This is a genomic window from Brumimicrobium aurantiacum, assembly GCF_003402975.1.
GTDB classification, from domain to species: Bacteria; Bacteroidota; Bacteroidia; order Flavobacteriales_D; family Crocinitomicaceae; genus Brumimicrobium; species Brumimicrobium aurantiacum.
Genome location: NZ_QURB01000008.1, coordinates 188,060 through 205,829 on the forward strand (window position 1 = coordinate 188,060; position 17,770 = coordinate 205,829).

Annotated in this window: 18 protein-coding genes and 1 tRNA gene; 9 read left to right on the forward strand and 10 right to left on the reverse strand. The window is 34.3% G+C overall.

Annotated features, from left to right (window positions below):
* Positions 1 to 46: 46 nt before the first annotated feature.
* Both DXU93_RS12770 and DXU93_RS12775 read right to left on the reverse strand, forming a co-directional pair.
* A complete protein-coding gene (locus tag DXU93_RS12770; protein ID WP_123776135.1) occupies positions 47 to 439 on the reverse strand; it encodes a hypothetical protein in 393 nt (130 codons plus the stop codon).
* 157 nt (positions 440 to 596) lie between these two features.
* The gene (locus DXU93_RS12775; RefSeq protein WP_116881687.1) at positions 597 to 971 is read right to left on the reverse strand and encodes a hypothetical protein; all 375 of its coding nucleotides are present in this window, start codon (positions 969 to 971) and stop codon (positions 597 to 599) included.
* Positions 972 to 996: 25 nt separating this feature from the next.
* Between DXU93_RS12775 and DXU93_RS15075 the strand changes: the two genes are divergently transcribed.
* A complete protein-coding gene (locus DXU93_RS15075) occupies positions 997 to 1,146 on the forward strand; it encodes a hypothetical protein (protein ID WP_165851409.1) in 150 nt (49 codons plus the stop codon).
* On the opposite strand, the gene DXU93_RS12780 is transcribed toward DXU93_RS15075, so the two are convergent.
* From DXU93_RS12780 to DXU93_RS12795, 4 genes are all read right to left on the reverse strand, one after another.
* Positions 1,112 to 1,185, reverse strand: a tRNA-Asn gene (locus DXU93_RS12780). The genes DXU93_RS15075 and DXU93_RS12780 overlap by 35 nt on opposite strands.
* A gap of 257 nt (positions 1,186 to 1,442) precedes the next feature.
* The gene (locus tag DXU93_RS12785; protein WP_116881688.1) at positions 1,443 to 1,787 is read right to left on the reverse strand and encodes a diacylglycerol kinase family protein; all 345 of its coding nucleotides are present in this window, start codon (positions 1,785 to 1,787) and stop codon (positions 1,443 to 1,445) included.
* A 12-nt stretch (positions 1,788 to 1,799) separates the two neighbouring features.
* Positions 1,800 to 2,051, reverse strand: coding sequence for a NifU family protein (locus DXU93_RS12790; RefSeq protein WP_116881689.1), 252 nt, complete (start codon positions 2,049 to 2,051; stop codon positions 1,800 to 1,802).
* Between the two features lie 9 nt (positions 2,052 to 2,060).
* The gene (locus DXU93_RS12795; RefSeq protein WP_116881706.1) at positions 2,061 to 3,107 is read right to left on the reverse strand and encodes an Mrp/NBP35 family ATP-binding protein; all 1,047 of its coding nucleotides are present in this window, start codon (positions 3,105 to 3,107) and stop codon (positions 2,061 to 2,063) included.
* Positions 3,108 to 3,453: 346 nt separating this feature from the next.
* On the opposite strand from DXU93_RS12795, the gene DXU93_RS12800 reads away from it, so the two are divergent.
* The 4 genes from DXU93_RS12800 (at position 3,454) to DXU93_RS12815 (ending at position 6,193) form a co-directional block, all read left to right on the forward strand.
* Positions 3,454 to 4,551: a fatty acid desaturase family protein gene (locus DXU93_RS12800; RefSeq protein ID WP_205679271.1), complete on the forward strand. Its 1,098-nt coding sequence runs from the start codon at positions 3,454 to 3,456 to the stop codon at positions 4,549 to 4,551.
* A gap of 13 nt (positions 4,552 to 4,564) precedes the next feature.
* Positions 4,565 to 4,921 carry an MmcQ/YjbR family DNA-binding protein gene (locus tag DXU93_RS12805; protein ID WP_116881690.1) on the forward strand — a complete coding sequence of 119 codons (357 nt, stop codon included), beginning with the start codon at positions 4,565 to 4,567 and terminating at the stop codon, positions 4,919 to 4,921.
* Positions 4,918 to 5,304, forward strand: coding sequence for an RNA-binding S4 domain-containing protein (locus tag DXU93_RS12810; protein ID WP_116881691.1), 387 nt, complete (start codon positions 4,918 to 4,920; stop codon positions 5,302 to 5,304). Before DXU93_RS12805 ends, DXU93_RS12810 begins: the two co-directional genes overlap by 4 nt.
* A 169-nt stretch (positions 5,305 to 5,473) precedes the next feature.
* A complete protein-coding gene (locus DXU93_RS12815) occupies positions 5,474 to 6,193 on the forward strand; it encodes a Bax inhibitor-1/YccA family protein (protein ID WP_116881692.1) in 720 nt (239 codons plus the stop codon).
* Positions 6,194 to 6,325: 132 nt separating this feature from the next.
* Here the strand turns inward: DXU93_RS12815 and DXU93_RS12820 are convergent, their stop codons facing one another.
* From DXU93_RS12820 to purB, 4 genes are all read right to left on the reverse strand, one after another.
* Complete coding sequence (locus tag DXU93_RS12820) at positions 6,326 to 7,537, reverse strand: 3-deoxy-D-manno-octulosonic acid transferase (RefSeq protein WP_116881693.1); 1,212 nt, start codon at positions 7,535 to 7,537, stop codon at positions 6,326 to 6,328.
* A 6-nt stretch (positions 7,538 to 7,543) separates the two neighbouring features.
* Complete coding sequence (locus tag DXU93_RS12825; protein WP_116881694.1) at positions 7,544 to 8,320, reverse strand: hypothetical protein; 777 nt, start codon at positions 8,318 to 8,320, stop codon at positions 7,544 to 7,546.
* Between the two features lie 86 nt (positions 8,321 to 8,406).
* Positions 8,407 to 10,017 (reverse strand): hypothetical protein, encoded by a 1,611-nt coding sequence (locus DXU93_RS12830; RefSeq protein WP_116881695.1) that lies wholly within the window; start codon positions 10,015 to 10,017, stop codon positions 8,407 to 8,409.
* A gap of 513 nt (positions 10,018 to 10,530) precedes the next feature.
* On the reverse strand, positions 10,531 to 11,874 hold the full coding sequence (gene purB, locus DXU93_RS12835; protein WP_116881696.1) for an adenylosuccinate lyase: 1,344 nt from the start codon (positions 11,872 to 11,874) through the stop codon (positions 10,531 to 10,533).
* Positions 11,875 to 12,374: 500 nt separating this feature from the next.
* Between purB and DXU93_RS12840 the strand changes: the two genes are divergently transcribed.
* Genes DXU93_RS12840 through DXU93_RS12855 form a run of 4 tightly spaced genes read left to right on the forward strand, consistent with a single transcriptional unit; the run spans position 12,375 to position 17,610 of the window.
* Positions 12,375 to 13,433, forward strand: coding sequence for a hypothetical protein (locus DXU93_RS12840; RefSeq protein WP_116881697.1), 1,059 nt, complete (start codon positions 12,375 to 12,377; stop codon positions 13,431 to 13,433).
* A 4-nt stretch (positions 13,434 to 13,437) separates the two neighbouring features.
* Positions 13,438 to 16,389, forward strand: coding sequence for a T9SS type A sorting domain-containing protein (locus DXU93_RS12845; RefSeq protein ID WP_116881698.1), 2,952 nt, complete (start codon positions 13,438 to 13,440; stop codon positions 16,387 to 16,389).
* Positions 16,359 to 17,066: a hypothetical protein gene (locus DXU93_RS12850; RefSeq protein ID WP_116881699.1), complete on the forward strand. Its 708-nt coding sequence runs from the start codon at positions 16,359 to 16,361 to the stop codon at positions 17,064 to 17,066. Before DXU93_RS12845 ends, DXU93_RS12850 begins: the two co-directional genes overlap by 31 nt.
* Positions 17,067 to 17,076: 10 nt before the next feature.
* Entirely contained in the window at positions 17,077 to 17,610 is a 534-nt protein-coding gene (locus DXU93_RS12855) for a hypothetical protein (protein WP_116881700.1), read from the forward strand.
* Positions 17,611 to 17,770 lie beyond the last annotated feature (160 nt).

Sequence of the window (17,770 nt, forward strand, 5' to 3'; positions counted from 1 at the left end):
CTTTATGGAAAGCCCAAAATGAACTGTCATTTAGACAATTCTTATTTTATACAAGAAGAAATGGAGGTCCACGATTTGAGAGACGCTGTCGGTCAGGTGGAGAATAATTAGGAGTTAAGTAGTCAACAAATTCAGTTGGTTTTTTAAATGCGGGAATAAAAAACTCAGGAAATTTTAAAACAGCTATAATTGCTAGTGAGTTGATCTCAATTGAATGATGGTGAACATTCGTGAAGAATCCAAATTCACATTTTTCTTTTGGATGGTCTACATCATCAAAAATATGTTGTAAAATATTCACTAATGAAGTTTCGTCGTCATGCTCTTCGTGACCGATATGTGCATTTTCAGGGTCTGTCTTTGTTGATGTGTGAAAATGACTGGTATGCATTGAGATAATGTGCTTCTGATGTTCATGTTCTGATACACACCTCGGCATAAGATTTCTAGTTAGCCCAACAATGTTGCTAATAATTAGTATGAATATTATTACATAGTTTAAAGACTTCATCCGATGTAAATCTACTACTTAATTGTTGATTGAATATAATTAACGGTAAAAATAGATTGATTCTAAATAATTTTTTTAATCTATATCACTTCACATAATCCTGCTTGTGAACCAGCATATATTGGTTGTCGTCAAGCTTTAAATAACCTTGATCATAACAAAAGATATATTGACTCCCTTTCTGAGTCGTATAAATATTGGTGTAGTAATGAAAATTAAAACCTTCTTCGGCCATAATAATTCCATCAACAGTTTTCTTTCCTGAAGGGTTGAGCTTTACTAAAATGCGTCTATTTTTTCGCAAGATGTTATTAATACGACGCATATAGTTGTTACTGTCTTCATTTAAGCGATTATTGAATGTGTTTCGACAATAATCACCACAGAATTTTTGATCCCTTCGACCATTCAAAGGAGTCTCACATTCTTTGCATAAACGTTTTGTGTTTTCAGTTGGCATAAGCATAGGGGTTTATGCTAAAATAATGAAAAAAATAGAGAATTTCAACTTTAAAAAGAATGGATTGGGGTGGTGGAAGGTGATGAATGAAAGTGCTATAAAGCAACAAAGCCAGAAAACGAATGCTTTCTGGCTTTTTGCTCCTCCTCTAGGACTCGAACCTAGGACCCTCTGATTAACAGTCAGATGCTCTAACCAACTGAGCTAAGGAGGAATATATTTTTATTAAAATAGTATTCTTTGTTTTTCTGATCGTTGAGTTCTCTTATTCGTTTATAAAAGTTATTTCCTCAACTACGTGTGCAAATATACAGATTTTATTTCTTTTAAAACAAGTCTCAGTTAAAAAAAAATCAACTTTTTTTTAATTTTTTTCTCAAGTCCCAATGAGTCAATTGATTATTGAAAAAGATTTTTTTGTGGAAATTAGTAGCTTAAGTTTTTTTTCAATGGTATCTCGAAGAAAAGATTTTAAAAAAGCGCTTTCAAATAAGGATAAAAAATGATTACACCGATTAACACAGCAAAAAGGGCAGTAATAAATACTGCCCCTGCACTGATATCTTTAATGATTTTTATTTTTTCGTTGTAATCAGTTGAATAAAGATCACACAACTTTTCTATCGCTGAGTTGATGATTTCTAATGAGAGAACAAGTGCGCTTACCAATAGAAGTATTGTCCATTCTTGAGCAGAGATTCCAAAAGAAAATCCGCAAATGACTACCGCTATAAATATGACCACTTGAACTTTGAAATTTCGTTCTGTTCGTAGCATTTGCTGAAGTCCACAAATCGCATGACGAAATCCAAGCATCTATTAAATTTTTTAAACGGGTTCTACAGCTTCAACTCTTAATACTTCAGGTGCTGCTTTTTTTACCGCTTCTTCAATTCCTGCCTTCATAGTCATAGCACTCATAGAGCAATCACGACAAGCACCAAGGAGCTTTAATCGCACCACCTTGTCTTCAGTTATCTCAACAAGCTCCATGTCTCCGCCATCTTGTTCTAAAAATGGACGCAGTTGGGCCAATGCTTCAATAACTGCCTTTTCTATTGTTTCATTTGCTTCTGACATGTTATACTTTTACTTTAAAATCTCTACAAATTTACGAACTAATTCGTCAAAAGCCTCAGAAACAATTGTATTTGTTTGCATTACAGCTGGACGTCCTATGTCACCTGATTCCCTCACACTTTGTACAAGAGGAATATGACCTAAGAATCTTTGATTCATTCCATTTGCCAGGTTTTTTACTCCGTCTCTTCCGAAAATATAGTATTTATATTCTGGTAATTCTTCAGGTGTAAACCAAGCCATGTTTTCAATTAAACCAAGCACTGGAACCTTGATGGTATCCAATTGAAACATATTAACTCCTTTTCTCGCATCAGCCAAGGCAACTTCTTGTGGTGTTGAAACGATAATCGCTCCATCTAAAGGAATGTTTTGAACCAAGGATAAATGAATGTCTCCAGTTCCAGGAGGTAAATCAATCAACAAATAATCCAATTCTCCCCAATGTGTATCCGTAAACATTTGCGTTAATGCTTTTGAAGCCATTGGACCTCTCCAAACTACCGCATCATCTTGTTCTGTGAAAAAGCCAATCGACATGATTGAAATTCCATAAGAAATAACCGGAGTCATTTTTGTTTCTCCTTCTACTTGAATAGAAGCTGGGCGTTCTCCTACTACGTCAAACATTGTAGGCATCGATGGTCCGTAAATATCGGCATCAACAATACCAACTTTATATCCTGCTTTGGCCAATCCTCCAGCTAAATTTGCAGTAACTGTAGATTTTCCAACTCCTCCTTTTCCTGAGGCAACAGCAATGATGTTTTTAACTTCAGGTAAAACCTTGCGACGAGACCCTTTTTGCTCAGTCGACATTCCTTTTACGCTTGCTTCAATTTCAACATCGTCACCTAACATTCTTTTTAAGGTAAACGAAATTGCCTCTTGCATTCTTTTTCTCGCGTGCATAGCAGGATTTACAACTTTTACAGAAAGCTCAATTTTATTGTCTTCTATTGTTAAATCTTCAACTAAGTTCTGAGAAACGATATCTTTTTTGAGGTCGGGTTCTATCACATTTCCTAATGCTTCTAAAACTTTATCTCTCGTAATTTCCATAGCTCATTTTTTTGTACCCCAAATCTAGAGATTTATTCTGTTTTATCGGTGTTAATAAAGTCAATATTATAGAAAAATCAAAAGCAGTATTTGGTCAATTTTTGAGGAAAGCCACTAAACACTTCGAATTGTTTGGGGTTACTCATAATAATCATCGAAATTTTACGTTATGTTAGAAATTATGACTTTTTAAGAAAAGTAATGCACTAATGTATTTGTTTGGATGAATTCTTGCAGTATACTCAATGAATAGCTGAGGAGAACATCTTTTTAGTGTTAAAAAGAATTAATTTGTTTATCTTTGCAGATGATAAAGCTCAGCTTTAATTAAATATTTTATATGGATTATTCAAAAATAAAGTATGATAGAAACAGCATTAATGTTGATTTCTACAAGACTTTACAAAGAAAAGTAAGAAAACACTTTAAAGACACAAACTCTACTAAATACGGTAATACTTCCATGGTTGTGAAGTCTATCGTAATGCTTACCTTGTATTTAACGCCTTTTGTACTTCTGTTGACTGTAGTTGACACGGTTTGGTTATCGTTTGTGATGTGGACTTTAATGGCACTTGGTATGTCAGGAATTGGACTTTCAATCATGCACGACGCAAATCACGGAGCATATTCTAAAAGTAAATTCGTTAATAACCTAATGGGAGATTTAATCTCTGTCGTAGGAGGAAGTGATGCAATGTGGAGAATTCAACACAATGTTTTGCACCATACTTACACTAACGTAACAGGAATGGATGAGGATATTGACCCAGGATCAATCTTGAGATTTAGTCCGCACGAAGAACGTAAGGTTTACCATAAATACCAACATTATTATGCATGGTTCTTATACGGAATGATGACGATTATGTGGTGTACAGTAAAAGACTTCAAGCAAGCCATTCGTTATAAAAAACTAGGTTTGACAAAAACACAAGGTGCAAGTTTCTCTAAAATCATGTCCAAAATTGTGATTCACAAAGCACTTTACCATGCAATTTTCTTGGTGTTACCATTGATCTTTTCACCAATTTCTTGGTATTGGATTGTTTTAGGATTCTTATTAATGCATTTTTTAACGGGTGTTATTTTAGGGTTGATTTTCCAATCAGCACATGTTATGCCAACTTCTGATTATCCTATGCCAGATGAAACTGGTAATATCAAAGCAGACTGGGCAGTGAGTCAATTGGTAAACACTTGTAACTTCGCGCCAGACAGTAAATTGTTGTCATGGTATGTCGGAGGATTAAACTTCCAAGTTGAGCATCATTTATTCCCAAATATTTGTCATGTTCACTACAAGAAGATTTCTAAAATTGTAAGAGAAACTGCTGAAGAGTTTAATTTACCTTACAATTCTGAAAAAACATTTGCTTCTGCAATTAAGAGTCACGCTTCAATGCTGAAAAAACTCGGTAGACAAGACCAATTATAATTTAAATACATCTATGGATTTAGAGACTTTTCGAAATTATTGTATCCAAAAGGATCATGTCGAAGAGTCTTTGCCATTTGATGAACACACCTTAGTTTTTAAACTCAACAACAAAATGTTTGCTTTGGTGAGTATGAGAGAGGAACGAAAAAATGCGTGTAATCTAAAATGTGATCCAGAAAGGGCAATAGCGTTGCGTGAGCAATTCATGGCGGTAGAACCTGGTTATCACATGTCAAAAAAACATTGGAATACCATTGCATTTAATGAGGATGTAAACGATCATTTAATTTATGAATTGATAGACCATTCTTACGATCTCATCTTTAAATCATTTTCAAAAAAAGTTCAAAAAGAATTAAGTAAATGAGTGTACGAATAGATAAATTTATTTGGTTTACTCGCTTATGCAAAACACGCTCTATAGCGACTGAACAAGTAAAAAAAGGAAAAGTAAAACTCAATGGCGAAGGAATAAAACCTGCCAGAGAGGTTAAAGTAGGTGATGAAATTGGAATCATTAAACATACTTCTACTTTTACTTATAAAGTTAAATCACTTTTAAAAAATAGAGTAGGGGCAAAATTGGTTGAAGATTATATCATTGATATTACACCGTTAGAGGAAATAGAGAAATTTAAAACTTATCAGGCTGCACAAAGTGCTTATCGTGGTCATGGAACTGGAAAACCAACCAAAAAGGAACGTAGAGCTTTAGAGTCCTTCTTGGAATGGAATGATGAGAATCTTTAAACATTTCTCAATCGAAAGACATTACACTTTTTTTTCAAGTATAGTTGGTCGTATTATGTTTAACATTCTTTAGATAATTTCTGCCTGAAATTTGACTGAACCTTAAACTATACTTAAAAAAATATTACTTTAATATTGTATATTTGTATTTCATAAAATTGATTTAAAAATGGAAAATTTTATTCACACATCAACAAGTCAAACTGCCACTAAACAACAAGTGAAGCAGTTTTTTACAGGAGTTTATACCTACATGGCAATGGCGTTAGTGGTTTCAGGAATCGTATCTTGGTACCTAGCTTCGTCAGGATTGTTCATGAAATGGTTTGTTAACCTTGAAACAGGGGCAGTTAGTCCGTTGTTTTATGTGGTTGCTTTTTCTCCACTTGCATTAGTATTTTTAATTCAAGCAAAGTATAGAAGTTTCTCACTTCCTGCATTGGTAGGACTGTTTGTACTTTATTCATCTTTGATTGGTGCGAGTTTATCATCCATCTTTTTTGTGTATAGTATGGGAGATATTGCAACAACATTCTTTGTTACAGCAGGTGCCTTTAGTGCAATGGCGATTCTAGGGTTTACAACTTCAGTAGATTTATCAAAAATGGGAAGTCTGTTGTATATGGCTTTTATCGGTATTTTTATCGCTGCAATCGTAAATATGTTTCTCAATAGCGATTGGTTAGGTTACTTAATTTCTATCGTAGGTGTTTTTGTATTTACAGGTTTGACAGCTTGGGAAATGCAAAGACTTAAAGCGGTTGCTGAAGACACAACAATACCAGAAGACGAAAAACAAAAAGCAAGTTTAATGGGTGGATTAACACTTTACATCTTGTTCATTAACTTATTTATGTCATTACTTCACCTACTTGGTGGAAGAGACTAATAGAAGAAACTGAAAGAGTATCTTTTAATCAACACCCTCCATGAGTTGGAAAGCGAAAGCAATTCAATTGATGGAGGGTTTTGTTTTTTAGAGTATTTTACTTTCTCCTAAATCAATGAATTTTAGAAATATTCAATAGGTAAGATGTGACATTACAATGTCCGTAGCGCCTTTCTTCTCATCAATAAAAGAGATAACATCATCTTGGATGTTGCTTTTTTGTTGAAAGGTAGAATAGGCATGGAAAAAATCAGAACGATCCTTACAACTTGCTCCAATACCAGCTTCAATAAACTCTTTTGCTTCAGGAAACTTCTCATGGATAGGACCAAATATAACTGGTAAACCAAATGACGCAGGTTCAAGAATATTGTGTAAGCCTGTTCCAAATCCACCACCAACATAGGCGATGTTACCATATCTATATGCATCTGCAAGAACACCAATACAATCAAGGAGTAAAACCTTTGTTTTTGAATCCAACACAATGCCTTTCTGAAGGTCTGTATATTTCTGGTAACTGACCTTTAACTGTTGTTCAATTTGTTCGATGTGACTATTGTTGACCTCATGTGGAGCAATAATAACCTTTTCACTAATGTCACCTTTATTGATCAATGGAATAATCATTTCCTCATCAGCAGACCAAGAACTCCCAATTACAAAAACAGTCTCATCTTTTGACCAAGTCGCAATTGTTGGGTTTTCCTTGTTTTTACTAGCTCTTTGATGTACCCTGTCATAACGTGTGTCTCCAGAAACAGTAACATTCGTAATCCCAATGTCTTTTAGGAGCACCTTACTGTTTTCATATTGTACAAATAGGTGATTAAAAAGGGAAAGGGCATTTCTGAACTTAGCTCCATACCATTTAAAGAACCTTTGGTTTTTACGAAAAGAAGCACTAATAGAGTAGAGCTCTGCGCCAGAATTCTTAGCAGCCTTTAAATGATTAATCCAAATTTCATATTTAATAAAAAAGACCTTTTGAGGCTTGAAATGAGCGATAAATTTCCTCGCATTTTGTTTGGTGTCGAGTGGAATATAGCAAGTATAATCTCCTATAGATTTATGTTTTATATTCTCATATCCAGAGGGACTGAAAAAGGTTACCAAGATATAATCGTTCGGGAAATTCTTTTTCCATGCTTCCATAATAGGTAAACCTTGATCGTATTCTCCTAATGAAGCACAATGAAACCATACAACATTTTTATGCCTGGTACTCGGAAGTTGGTTCCAAAAATCTTTTCTACCCTCTACCCATTTTTTTGCTTTTGGATGGAAATTGGATACTACCTTTAATATAAAACCATATAGAAAAATTCCTAAATTGTATAGCATCAGCGATTAATTAAAGTAGTAATCTTTAACTTGTCTTTTGTAAATTGGAATTAACCATCCTACCTTAAAGCCATACATGTGCTCGATTCTCAAGTCTTTGCTGGCTCTTTCGTTAGGGTGATCCCAAAAAATATCACGTTGGTTTTTTGTGAACCCTTGTTGGAAATAAAATCCTGCGTAAAAGTTATAAATCCCTCTATCAGCCATAAAACTATATCCGATAAATTCACTCGTGTTAACTCCAGTCGTTAATCGATCGTAACCTTTTAAATATTCATTTTCTAATTGCGGAACTTCATCTTCTTGCGTTTCGAGTCTCAATTTATGCCATAAATAACCAGCACTTAATTGTAGCATTATTCCAGAATTTTTGTTTGGACTCAAAACAGGAAATATTTTACTTACCGCAAAGTTGATATTAAAGCCTCTGTTGAACAATAGTACTTTTGCAGGTGTTCCAGAGGTGTTCATGATTTGGTTTTGTTCATCCATTAAGTTTTGAACTAATCCATCAATTTTAACATCATTCCCAAAAAAGAAATTTCCGTCAATTCCATAAATCCAGTTGTTTTTGGTTTTGTATCCAGCATGTGATCCCAATGAATTTGTAAATCCATAACGGTCTGCTAAATCTCCTCCAGTCCAGTTTGCTCCATATTGAATACTAATGTAAGGTGTGGAGATGGCTTCTTCTACATCCCTTTGAGCGTGGATAGTGAAGCTACATAATAAACTTATCAAAAATACTGGAATGATGAACAACTGATTATTTTTCATTTTCATGATTAATGTTTCTACAAAAATATAAAGATACACAATTTAGTACCTTCATTTTAAATTAATATTTAGGATTGCTTTACACGTTTAAACTATTGTTTAAAATGTATGCTCCCCAATCTGTGTTTTTTTCCTGAACGACCGTAAATGAACATTTTATTTTCTTTGCTTGCCCCACGCGAAAGTAGTGGGGTAAAAATTACATTGCTTTGTTCCTTACCTATGGTGGATTTACGTGAAACCTCACCAGTGTTTATGTCAATTTTTGTATGTGCAATTGTATTTTTTGCTGTGCTAAAATGAGTAGAAAATGGAAGTTTGCCTTTTCTAATATACACCCCGTTTTCGTTATAATTCAGCTTGCTGTCGTTGAAAAAAAGGTGTAGATGATCTTCATGAATTATACTTGAATTAGAGAGATAATACCCACCATCATTAATTGATCTTTGATGTTTTTGAATAATCTTGTTCCAGGCAAAATCACCACTCTTCGTGATTTTGAAAGTTACGATGTCATTACTCCAGAAATACGAATCAACTGCGTTTGCTGCTCCTGGAACGTCATTACTTCCATATTTATATTCTAGTGCATTAAATTCAGCAATACCTATATATCCATCATTGATCGCAATGAATTCCAAAATGCTAAATCCTTTGTAGGCATTCCTAATGGTATTGTGGTCTGGAGTTAATCTGTTGTTCGTACCACTTATTCCAATAGTAATGTCCTTGGAGAATGGAGCGAAATGGTGATCGGTCACTTTTCCCTCAGTATTTATTTTAGCAATAAAAAGCCCTTCCACATCACCATCAATAAAGTTAGTGTAAAAACCACTCAATATCATAGCTTCATTGTCTTTGTATATTCCGATTTGATTAAAGAATTTTCCTTCAAATTGGATCGTTTCAAATTCAAAGCTGTTATTTTCAATCTTTCCTATGGTTATTGATTCAAAATTATCTTTTTGCTTTCCTGTAAACTGTGAGGTGTGATCAATTGAGTAATGTCCAGATAATATAAATTGGAGATTTGAATCTTGAATATAGAAATCAAGTAACTTGTATTCGCTTGTTGGAAATGGATAGACGAATGTTCCTCCCTTGGGTACTGGATTCTTAAAGTTGAAGTTAAGGTAGCCAACTTGCGTAAATTCATTAGGTCTTGTTTTTGGAACATAAATTACTGCAGCATTTTCCTTATCATCGCTACTCACCAAAGTGATTTGACTAAGGTCATTGTTTTTGTTCACGATAATATTAGGATTCAATTCAAAACCATAGTTATTTCTTCCTTGAACTTTTGGATTAATAATGTGATAAAATAATTTAGGCTCCTTGTTGAATACCGTTTCTTGAGATGAAATACCCAATAATTGATCGCCTAGTGGAGTGTATAGAAATAAACTGGATTTGTTCCCTTGTCCGTGAAAGGTAATTGATTTAGATTCCGGAAGTGTATAGTTTGAAACAAAATCGAAACTGTATTTCGAAGTGTTTTTGGAGAAAAGATTAGTGAATGTTAGTTGGTTTTGAATGCAATGTAACTGATTTGACTTTGAAATGATAAAATCTTCAACACTTGCATTTGATCGCGTTTGATCACCATAGTACATTGTGAAATCTTCAAATTCTGCAATTACCTGCCCTCGATAACCAAAGACTACCCCGAAAATGAAAATAAATTGAAATACGAATTTTAACATGTACACATTTTAGTTACAAACTTAAATGTACGAATCTTATCTTAACAAACTTAATAATCGTAAGGAAATGTGTGGTGATGAGCTTAACCCGCTTTTTTCATCAATCTTGATCTTTTAGTTTATAACTACCAGATATTGAGGTGTTTGTTAGCGTTTTGCATAGCTTTTAAGAAACCCATTTTTGGGTGTTGATAATTTGGCAAGATTTTGAATTAATTTTGATCTATTTGTTGTTACAAGCCCCGTGAAATATGCATATATTACTTTAGGTCTTGTGCCTAAAATAGTTTCAAAATTAAATTAGCTTCGCTGAGACTTTGTGTTCATGAATAATTCGGGTTAAAGAGGTTATAAGAAGAGGGAGATGAAATCCAAAATAAATTCGATCTCCTCTCCCTCTCTCTCAAATTTCTAACCTAACTCTTTTTCTTTGTTTTGAATTGTTGGCTTCGACAGGCTTAGTCAACGGGTTTTATTTCCGGTGATTTAGCTTGTCGAAATCACCTATAAAAACTAAATCCCTGTATAATTCTGAGGTGTAATTGCCTTCAACTCTGCCTTAATCTCCTCCGAAACATCCAATGTATCAACAAAAGCATGAACTGTGTCTTTCGTTACCTTCTCATTCTTACGTGTCAATCCTTTCAACGCTTCGTATGGTTTTGGGAAACCTTCTCTACGTAATATAGTTTGGATTGCTTCTGCAACAACAGCCCAATTGTTTTCTAAATCTGCATCAATTGCAGCTTCGTTAATCAATAATTTTCCTAATCCAACGAAAGTTGATTTAAATCCAATTAAGGCATGACTCAATGGAACACCAACGTTTCTCAATACTGTAGAATCTGTTAAATCACGTTGTAATCTGGAAATTGGTAATTTACTTGCCAAATGCTCCAAAATCGCAGTTGAAATCCCTAAGTTTCCTTCAGAATTTTCAAAATCAATTGGGTTTACTTTGTGCGGCATTGCACTTGATCCAACTTCTCCTTCTTTCAATTTTTGCTTGAAATAATCCATAGAAATGTAAGTCCACATATCTCTGTCTAAATCAATCAAAATGTTGTTGATGCGTTTCATGGCATCAAATAAAGCGGCTAAATTATCATAGTGCTCAATTTGAGTTGTTGTTTGACTTCTTGTTAATCCAAGGTGTTCACTTACAAAATGATTTGCAAATGATTTCCAGTCGTCGTTTGGAAAAGCAACGTGATGCGCATTTAAATTTCCTGTTGCTCCACCAAATTTAGCAGAAAAAGGAACCGCTTTCAATTGTTTTATTTGAATACTTAACCTTTCATGGAATACCAAAATCTCTTTTCCTAAACGTGTAGGAGAAGCGGGTTGACCATGAGTTTTTGCCAACATTGAAACATTTGCCCATTCTTCAGCATATTTTGCCAACATTTCCATTACATTGTTCAACGCTGGAAGATAAACCTCCTCCACTGCAATTTTCATTGACAATGGAACTGCTGTATTATTAATATCCTGTGAGGTCAATCCAAAATGAACAAACTCCAAGTATTTTTCTAAACCAAGTCCTTCAAATTTTTCTTTAACAAAGTACTCAACCGCTTTTACATCGTGGTTTGTTGTTCTTTCCGTCTTTTTAATGATGAGTGCGTCTTCTTCTGTGAAGTTTTTATAAATAGCACGCAAGTCATCAAATTTATCTTTTGGGAAATCAGCCAATGGAGCCACACCAGAATTTACCATGGCAATGAAGTATTCCACTTCAACCAAAACCCTGTATTTTATCAATCCAAATTCTGAAAAGTAAGGGCTTAGTTCTTCAACTTTTCTTCGGTATCTTCCATCAATAGGAGTAATTGCAGTGAGCGTATTCAAATCCATCGCTTTGTTGTTATGTTTTCAATATTAAAAAATGCAAAGATACTAAATTAGTGTGAATTGTTTTGTTTTAAGCCTTAAGCTTTTGGCTTTATGCTGTAAGCTGAAATATTCATACAAAGGATTTCACGTTTCACTTTTTATTTCCCTCTTTTCTCCCTAAAATCCTCTCCCTTCTTCTGGGCTTCCCAAATTTTCTCTCCGTAAACTTTGGAGTGTCTACAATTGTTGTGACAGATTAAACAAGACCGGAGATGCTTAAATTTGGAATATGGCAAGAAAAAATGAAAATGCCATTGCTATCAATCAAAATATGAGTTTGAATGATCAATTAATAAAGGTTTATTTTGGAAAACAGGAAAATATTCTTACTTTAGTTGAACATTATTAAAACCTACTATTATGAAAAATAACCTATTAAGGTTGTGTAAACACGCACACACAGGCGGATATAAAAGAAGCCGCAAAACATTAAAAACATTGCTCATTGCGATGGTCTTATTATGCGCCGAACCAATTTAGCTCAAACAGGAACAGATTGGAAAACCGAAGGAAACACAGCTGATTCAAGTTCCTTTATCGGCACAACAAATCCATCTTGTTTACAATTTCGTTCTAATAATATAGAGCGAATGCGCATTAGTCATGATGGAAACGTGGGGATTGGAGTAGATAACCCAGAGGAACGATTGGATGTTGATGGAGATTTTCAACTCCATGGAGATATTATTTTTACAGATTATGAAGATTCTCAAAATTCTTCATTGCGCATATTAATGATTGATAGCGAAGGGAGAACTACAAAAATGTCAAAAAGTCTTTTTAAGGCTTATTCCTCGTGGGAGGATTGTTTTGACATCAATGTAGGTGTCACTTTACCCGGACAAACAGGGCCTGTTACTGTTGTAGCAGGAACCTATTCTGATTGGGGGAAAAGAATTGAAGGATCAAAATCTATATTGTATACTGGTTCAGATTGTCCTGCTTGGGTAGGTATTGGGACTAATTTACCCATGACAAAATTAGATGTAAGGGGAGATGGTCGTTTTCTTCATGGCGTTAATGTTGGAGAAGAATATACGGTGAATGCAGGTTTATATATTGAAAATTTTCTTGCTCATAGTGATTCTTATTTCGACTATTTAATCATGGTGAAAGATGAAAATGGAGATAAATTATTACAATTAAATAACGACGGTTTACTTAGAGCTAGAGAAATTAAAGTTGACCTAGAAGCATGGCCAGATTATGTTTTTGAAAAAGAGTATCAACTTATGTCTTTAAATGAAGTTAAAACATTTATTGAAGAAAATGGACACCTACCAAATGTTCCCTCTGCACAAGAAATAGAAGTTGATGGGGTGAATTTAGGAGATGCTGCTAAAACCTCAATGGAAAAAATTGAAGAATTGACGCTTTATCTAATTGAAATCAATGATAAAGTTGAAAAGCAAGAAGCAACTTTAGAGGAACAGTCAAAATTACTGGAAGAGCAGCAGGAAACCATTCGTTTGCAACAAGAGCTGATTGAGGCGTTGAAGAAATTATCAAATAAAAACTAGGGCTATGAGGAAGTTATTAATTAGTTTACTTTTGTTTATTAGTTTTAATGCCTATAGTCAACAAACTTTTGGATCGAGAGAAGAGTTAAACACCTATATTTTTCAAGATTCTGACTTTGAAGGGGTTACTGATGGGTTCTTTTTAGAATTAAATGAAGACTTTAAACCTGAACTTCAGGATAGTTTCTTTACAAGTATTCAGTCTGAGGTAGATATCAATAAAATTTTAGGTTATTTAAAAGTTATGGAACAATCAAATGTTTCAAATGATTTTGAGATTGATAGTCTCCTCTTTCCTGTTATGGACCAGTTATATGCGAACGATGGAGTTAATCCCGTCAGACTTCCCTTGTTAATTTGTGATATTAAGTTCAATCACCTTAATGAGAATAGATATAATGAATTTTCAAATTGGTCCAGTACCAATCCGTTCCCTGAAATTACTAAAAGTGAAATAGAGATTAAAGAAGAGATAATGATGGGATTTTTTGCAGATTCACTTATTAATAATGAAATTATTTTCTATTGGAATGATGACACATATATAAGTAATAAGAATCGGGTTATTGATGAGTTATACATTGTCATCGAAGGAGATTCAATATTAATTCAAAAAGGTCAAGAGTATAAGTTAAGTGATTATTATATTGGTACTTTAGATTCTTTGAATTTTTCAATAAAATTTGATGACAATTCGATTGAGAATAAAACAAACCATGTATTTCTTTCTAATGCGCGTCAAAGAAGTAGTTGTGGACAACAGTTTGATTTCACAGATTCTAGTCGACCTTGGAGTAGTCTTGGAGGGTTGTGTAAATGGGGGGTTGATACTTTGCATCAGAATTTGACTCAAATGCCCTACTTATATATGAAATTTAGTGTTTTATGGGGGTGTGATGGACCAGAAATATTGGATAAACCTTACATTATAGTTTCTGGTTGGGGTCCATATACAGATAAAGGAATCATCAATGATAACCAAGGTTGGCCATCTTCAATTCAAGAGGTCCATGATAGTTATAATCAGGAAGGATTCATACAAAACTTGGTTGATGCGGGCTTTGATGTGATAATTGTAAAGTTTACCCCACCAAATCAGAGTGTTTTAAATAACTCTATTTTATTAGAACGGTTGATAAATATGGTGAACGATGAGAAAGTCTCAAACGGTTCCTTTAAAGAAAATATTATTTCTGGTTACAGTGCTGGAGCTATGTGCGTTAGGTTGACCTTACAACGAATGGAAAAGGAACATCTTAACGGTTCAGATGAACACCATCACTCGAAATTATTCGTTTCCTTTGATGGTGAGCATGGAGGGGCGAATGTTCCTTTAGGATTGCAGCATTCTGTTTCTCATTTAGAAGATTATCAGCACATTGGAAATACTGGTTGGATTCAAGAGTATTATAAAATCTATGCACTTCATTATATATTAAATGCACCTTTATCAAAAGAGTTATTAAAGTACTTTCATGCAGAAACGGGAACTTCTTCTATTCAAACTATGGGACAAGGTCCGCATCCAAAAAGAACTGCTTATCTACAATATCATGATTGGAACAATCACTCTAAAAATACTCATAACCCTGGTTATCCTGCGTTTACTAGGAATATATCTATTTCGAACGGAACAAGTCAAAGTGACATTAACTTTCCTGTGCATGATCATTATCCGTTTCCTACTTATGAAGGAAAACTCATTTTTGATCATTCAAGATCGCAAAGAAGGTGGGAGGCCTCGTTTTTAGGGAACAGTTCTGCAACTCCATGGGTGTTTAAGTATGAAGAAAAATCATGGGGTCAATGGGATATTGAAGAAGAAGCTAGGGTTCATCAACCATTGATTCTTGATAATGCACCTGGCGGTACCACTTTTTTATCTAAAGTCGGACAAGATGATCCTAATATAACATTTCAAGTTTTAAGAAGGATGGAAAAAAGAGCAACAAATATCTTTACTGCAGATGCAGATCATGTTTCTTATGATGCCCTTTACACCTTTACCCCTACTATTTTCACGCATGATATTAGAAACTTTGACCCCTCTCAGACGGGGGGTCGACTGGATTACGATATGAAGGAGCAAGGTCTAATGTATCAGAGTTTGGCTGATGCGAATACTCAAAACATCCAATTTTCCTCTTCTTACTATGGTTACCCACACCTCGCGCATCCACAAGATCACTATACTAATTATACGCCTTTTGATGCTGTTTTTGCATGGGATAAAGTAAACACAGTTCATATCCAAAGTGGAGAGGTTGATTTTGAGCCTAATGGGAATAATGGTCGTGGAAAATGGAATCAGTTATATTCACCGATAAGAGGTATAATAAAAAATTTTATTGTTGAAGAAACAGATTTTTTCAATGCGTTTATTCAGAACAAAAAGTATGGATGGAACGCAAGAAGCAATTATATTTATAAGGCTGATATAGTTGTACGAAATAAAATTTTTGCAGGTAAAGATGTTACGGAACGAACAGATTTCAAACCTGTTGAAATACAACAGAATTCAGATGTTACTTTTACAGCTTGCAAGGAGATTCTTCTTAATCCTGGTTTTCATGTGCAAAATGGAGCTCATTTTCATGCTAGTGTAAGCAATGATGTATGTGGATGTCTCGGTTCGAATATGGGGGTTAATGAGGGGGGGAGAACTAGAGACGAGTCTGCCATATCAAAAGAGGTTTTTAGTCCCAATAGTAGGAAAATTGTTGATTTAACTGATATACGTATTTACCCCAATCCTGGTAGAGGTAGTGTTAAATTGGAGGTGCATGAGGAAGATATTCAAGAATTCAGTTACTTGGTATATGATTTAAGAGGTAAGAAGATCCTCCAATACAATGTTAAAGGGAATAAAACAACACTTGAACTACCAAAAGGGGTATATATTGTAAAAATTAAAACGAACAACCAATGGCACACACGAAAATTAATTATGTATTGATTCTTTTTCTTGCAACTCTGCTATTTGCAGGGTGCAAGAAAAAATCGAAAGAAAATACAACAGTTATATGGGAAGTCGTAAATCCTGTGACAGCAACTCCTTATGTGAATATGCTTGTTCGTTTATATGAGGCAAAAAAGACCAATAAAGGAATTGAACACACGCTTGTTTATGAAGGTAAAACCGATCAAAGTGGAAGGGCAGAGTTTAGTTTTAAGGCAAATTTAGCAGGTAAATTTTGGTATAGGCCAGAAATTAATGAAGGTTCACTAGGAGTGAATGGAATAGACTACTCTGTTATAAAACAACCTTCTCCTTCAGATGAAAATGTACTGAAAGATGAAGAGAATGTTGTAAGGTATGAGATTGTGCCTAATGGGGAGTTTGTAATTCATATAAAAAACACTAATTGTTTAAATGCGAATGACAAAATGCGATATAGAATTAACCAGCTTTATACAAGACCTTTTGATGGATATTCTAATTGGTCCCCAAGTCCAACCTTAACTTCAGGATATTATGAAGGTTGCTACGAGAGTTTGTCTAATGTTTTGGTAAATCCTTCAGACTCTATTGTTTACGAACTAGAGGTGATTAAAAATAATAATACAGAATTGATTAAATTAAAATTTCATAACAGACCCAATGAGGTTGATACAATTAAACTTTATTATTAAAATTCTATAGATGGCACCCAAGAAAATCAAATACTTATTTATTCTTCTCCTAAGTGTAACTTTAGCACTTGAAAGTTTAAAAGCGCAAGATTCCTTGTCAACTGAAGAATCTATGGCAAATAATGACAACATTCATTCCATAGGCCTATTTGGAAGTATAGATTGTGGTTTGGGATTATCTTACCGTTTTCGAAATCCATCAACTAATTTCGGTGTTCAAGCAAGTGCACTCCCTTTAATTGGTTTAAATGACTTTAATGTTATTTATGTTGGATTGGCGTTTCAGTATTATTTCTTTAATCGTGAAAAAGTGAATTTGTATGGTTATTTAGGTGGAGGTACAGGCCTTGTTCTTGGTTCAAATGTTGGTACAGAACCCGTGTTTGCCACTGGAGGTTTAGGTGCTGGAGTAAATTTTAATTTAGGTAAGCGCTGGTCCATACAATGTCAACTTGGGTTAGGACATAGCTTTTCAGAAGACATGGTAACGCAGAACCGAAACTTTATTGCACCGGGTTTGGGTGTTTTGTTTAATTTAAAATAAGAACTTTATCGCTAGGTCTTTTTTTTTGTATGTTTTGTCCCGTCCTGATATAGCGATACACTAAAACATAGTGTAATGAAAACATCAAAAAAGACAGGGGTTTCGAAGCGTACCCAGAAAGATTATTCACTTTCTTTTAAGCTTCAATTAGTTCAAGAAA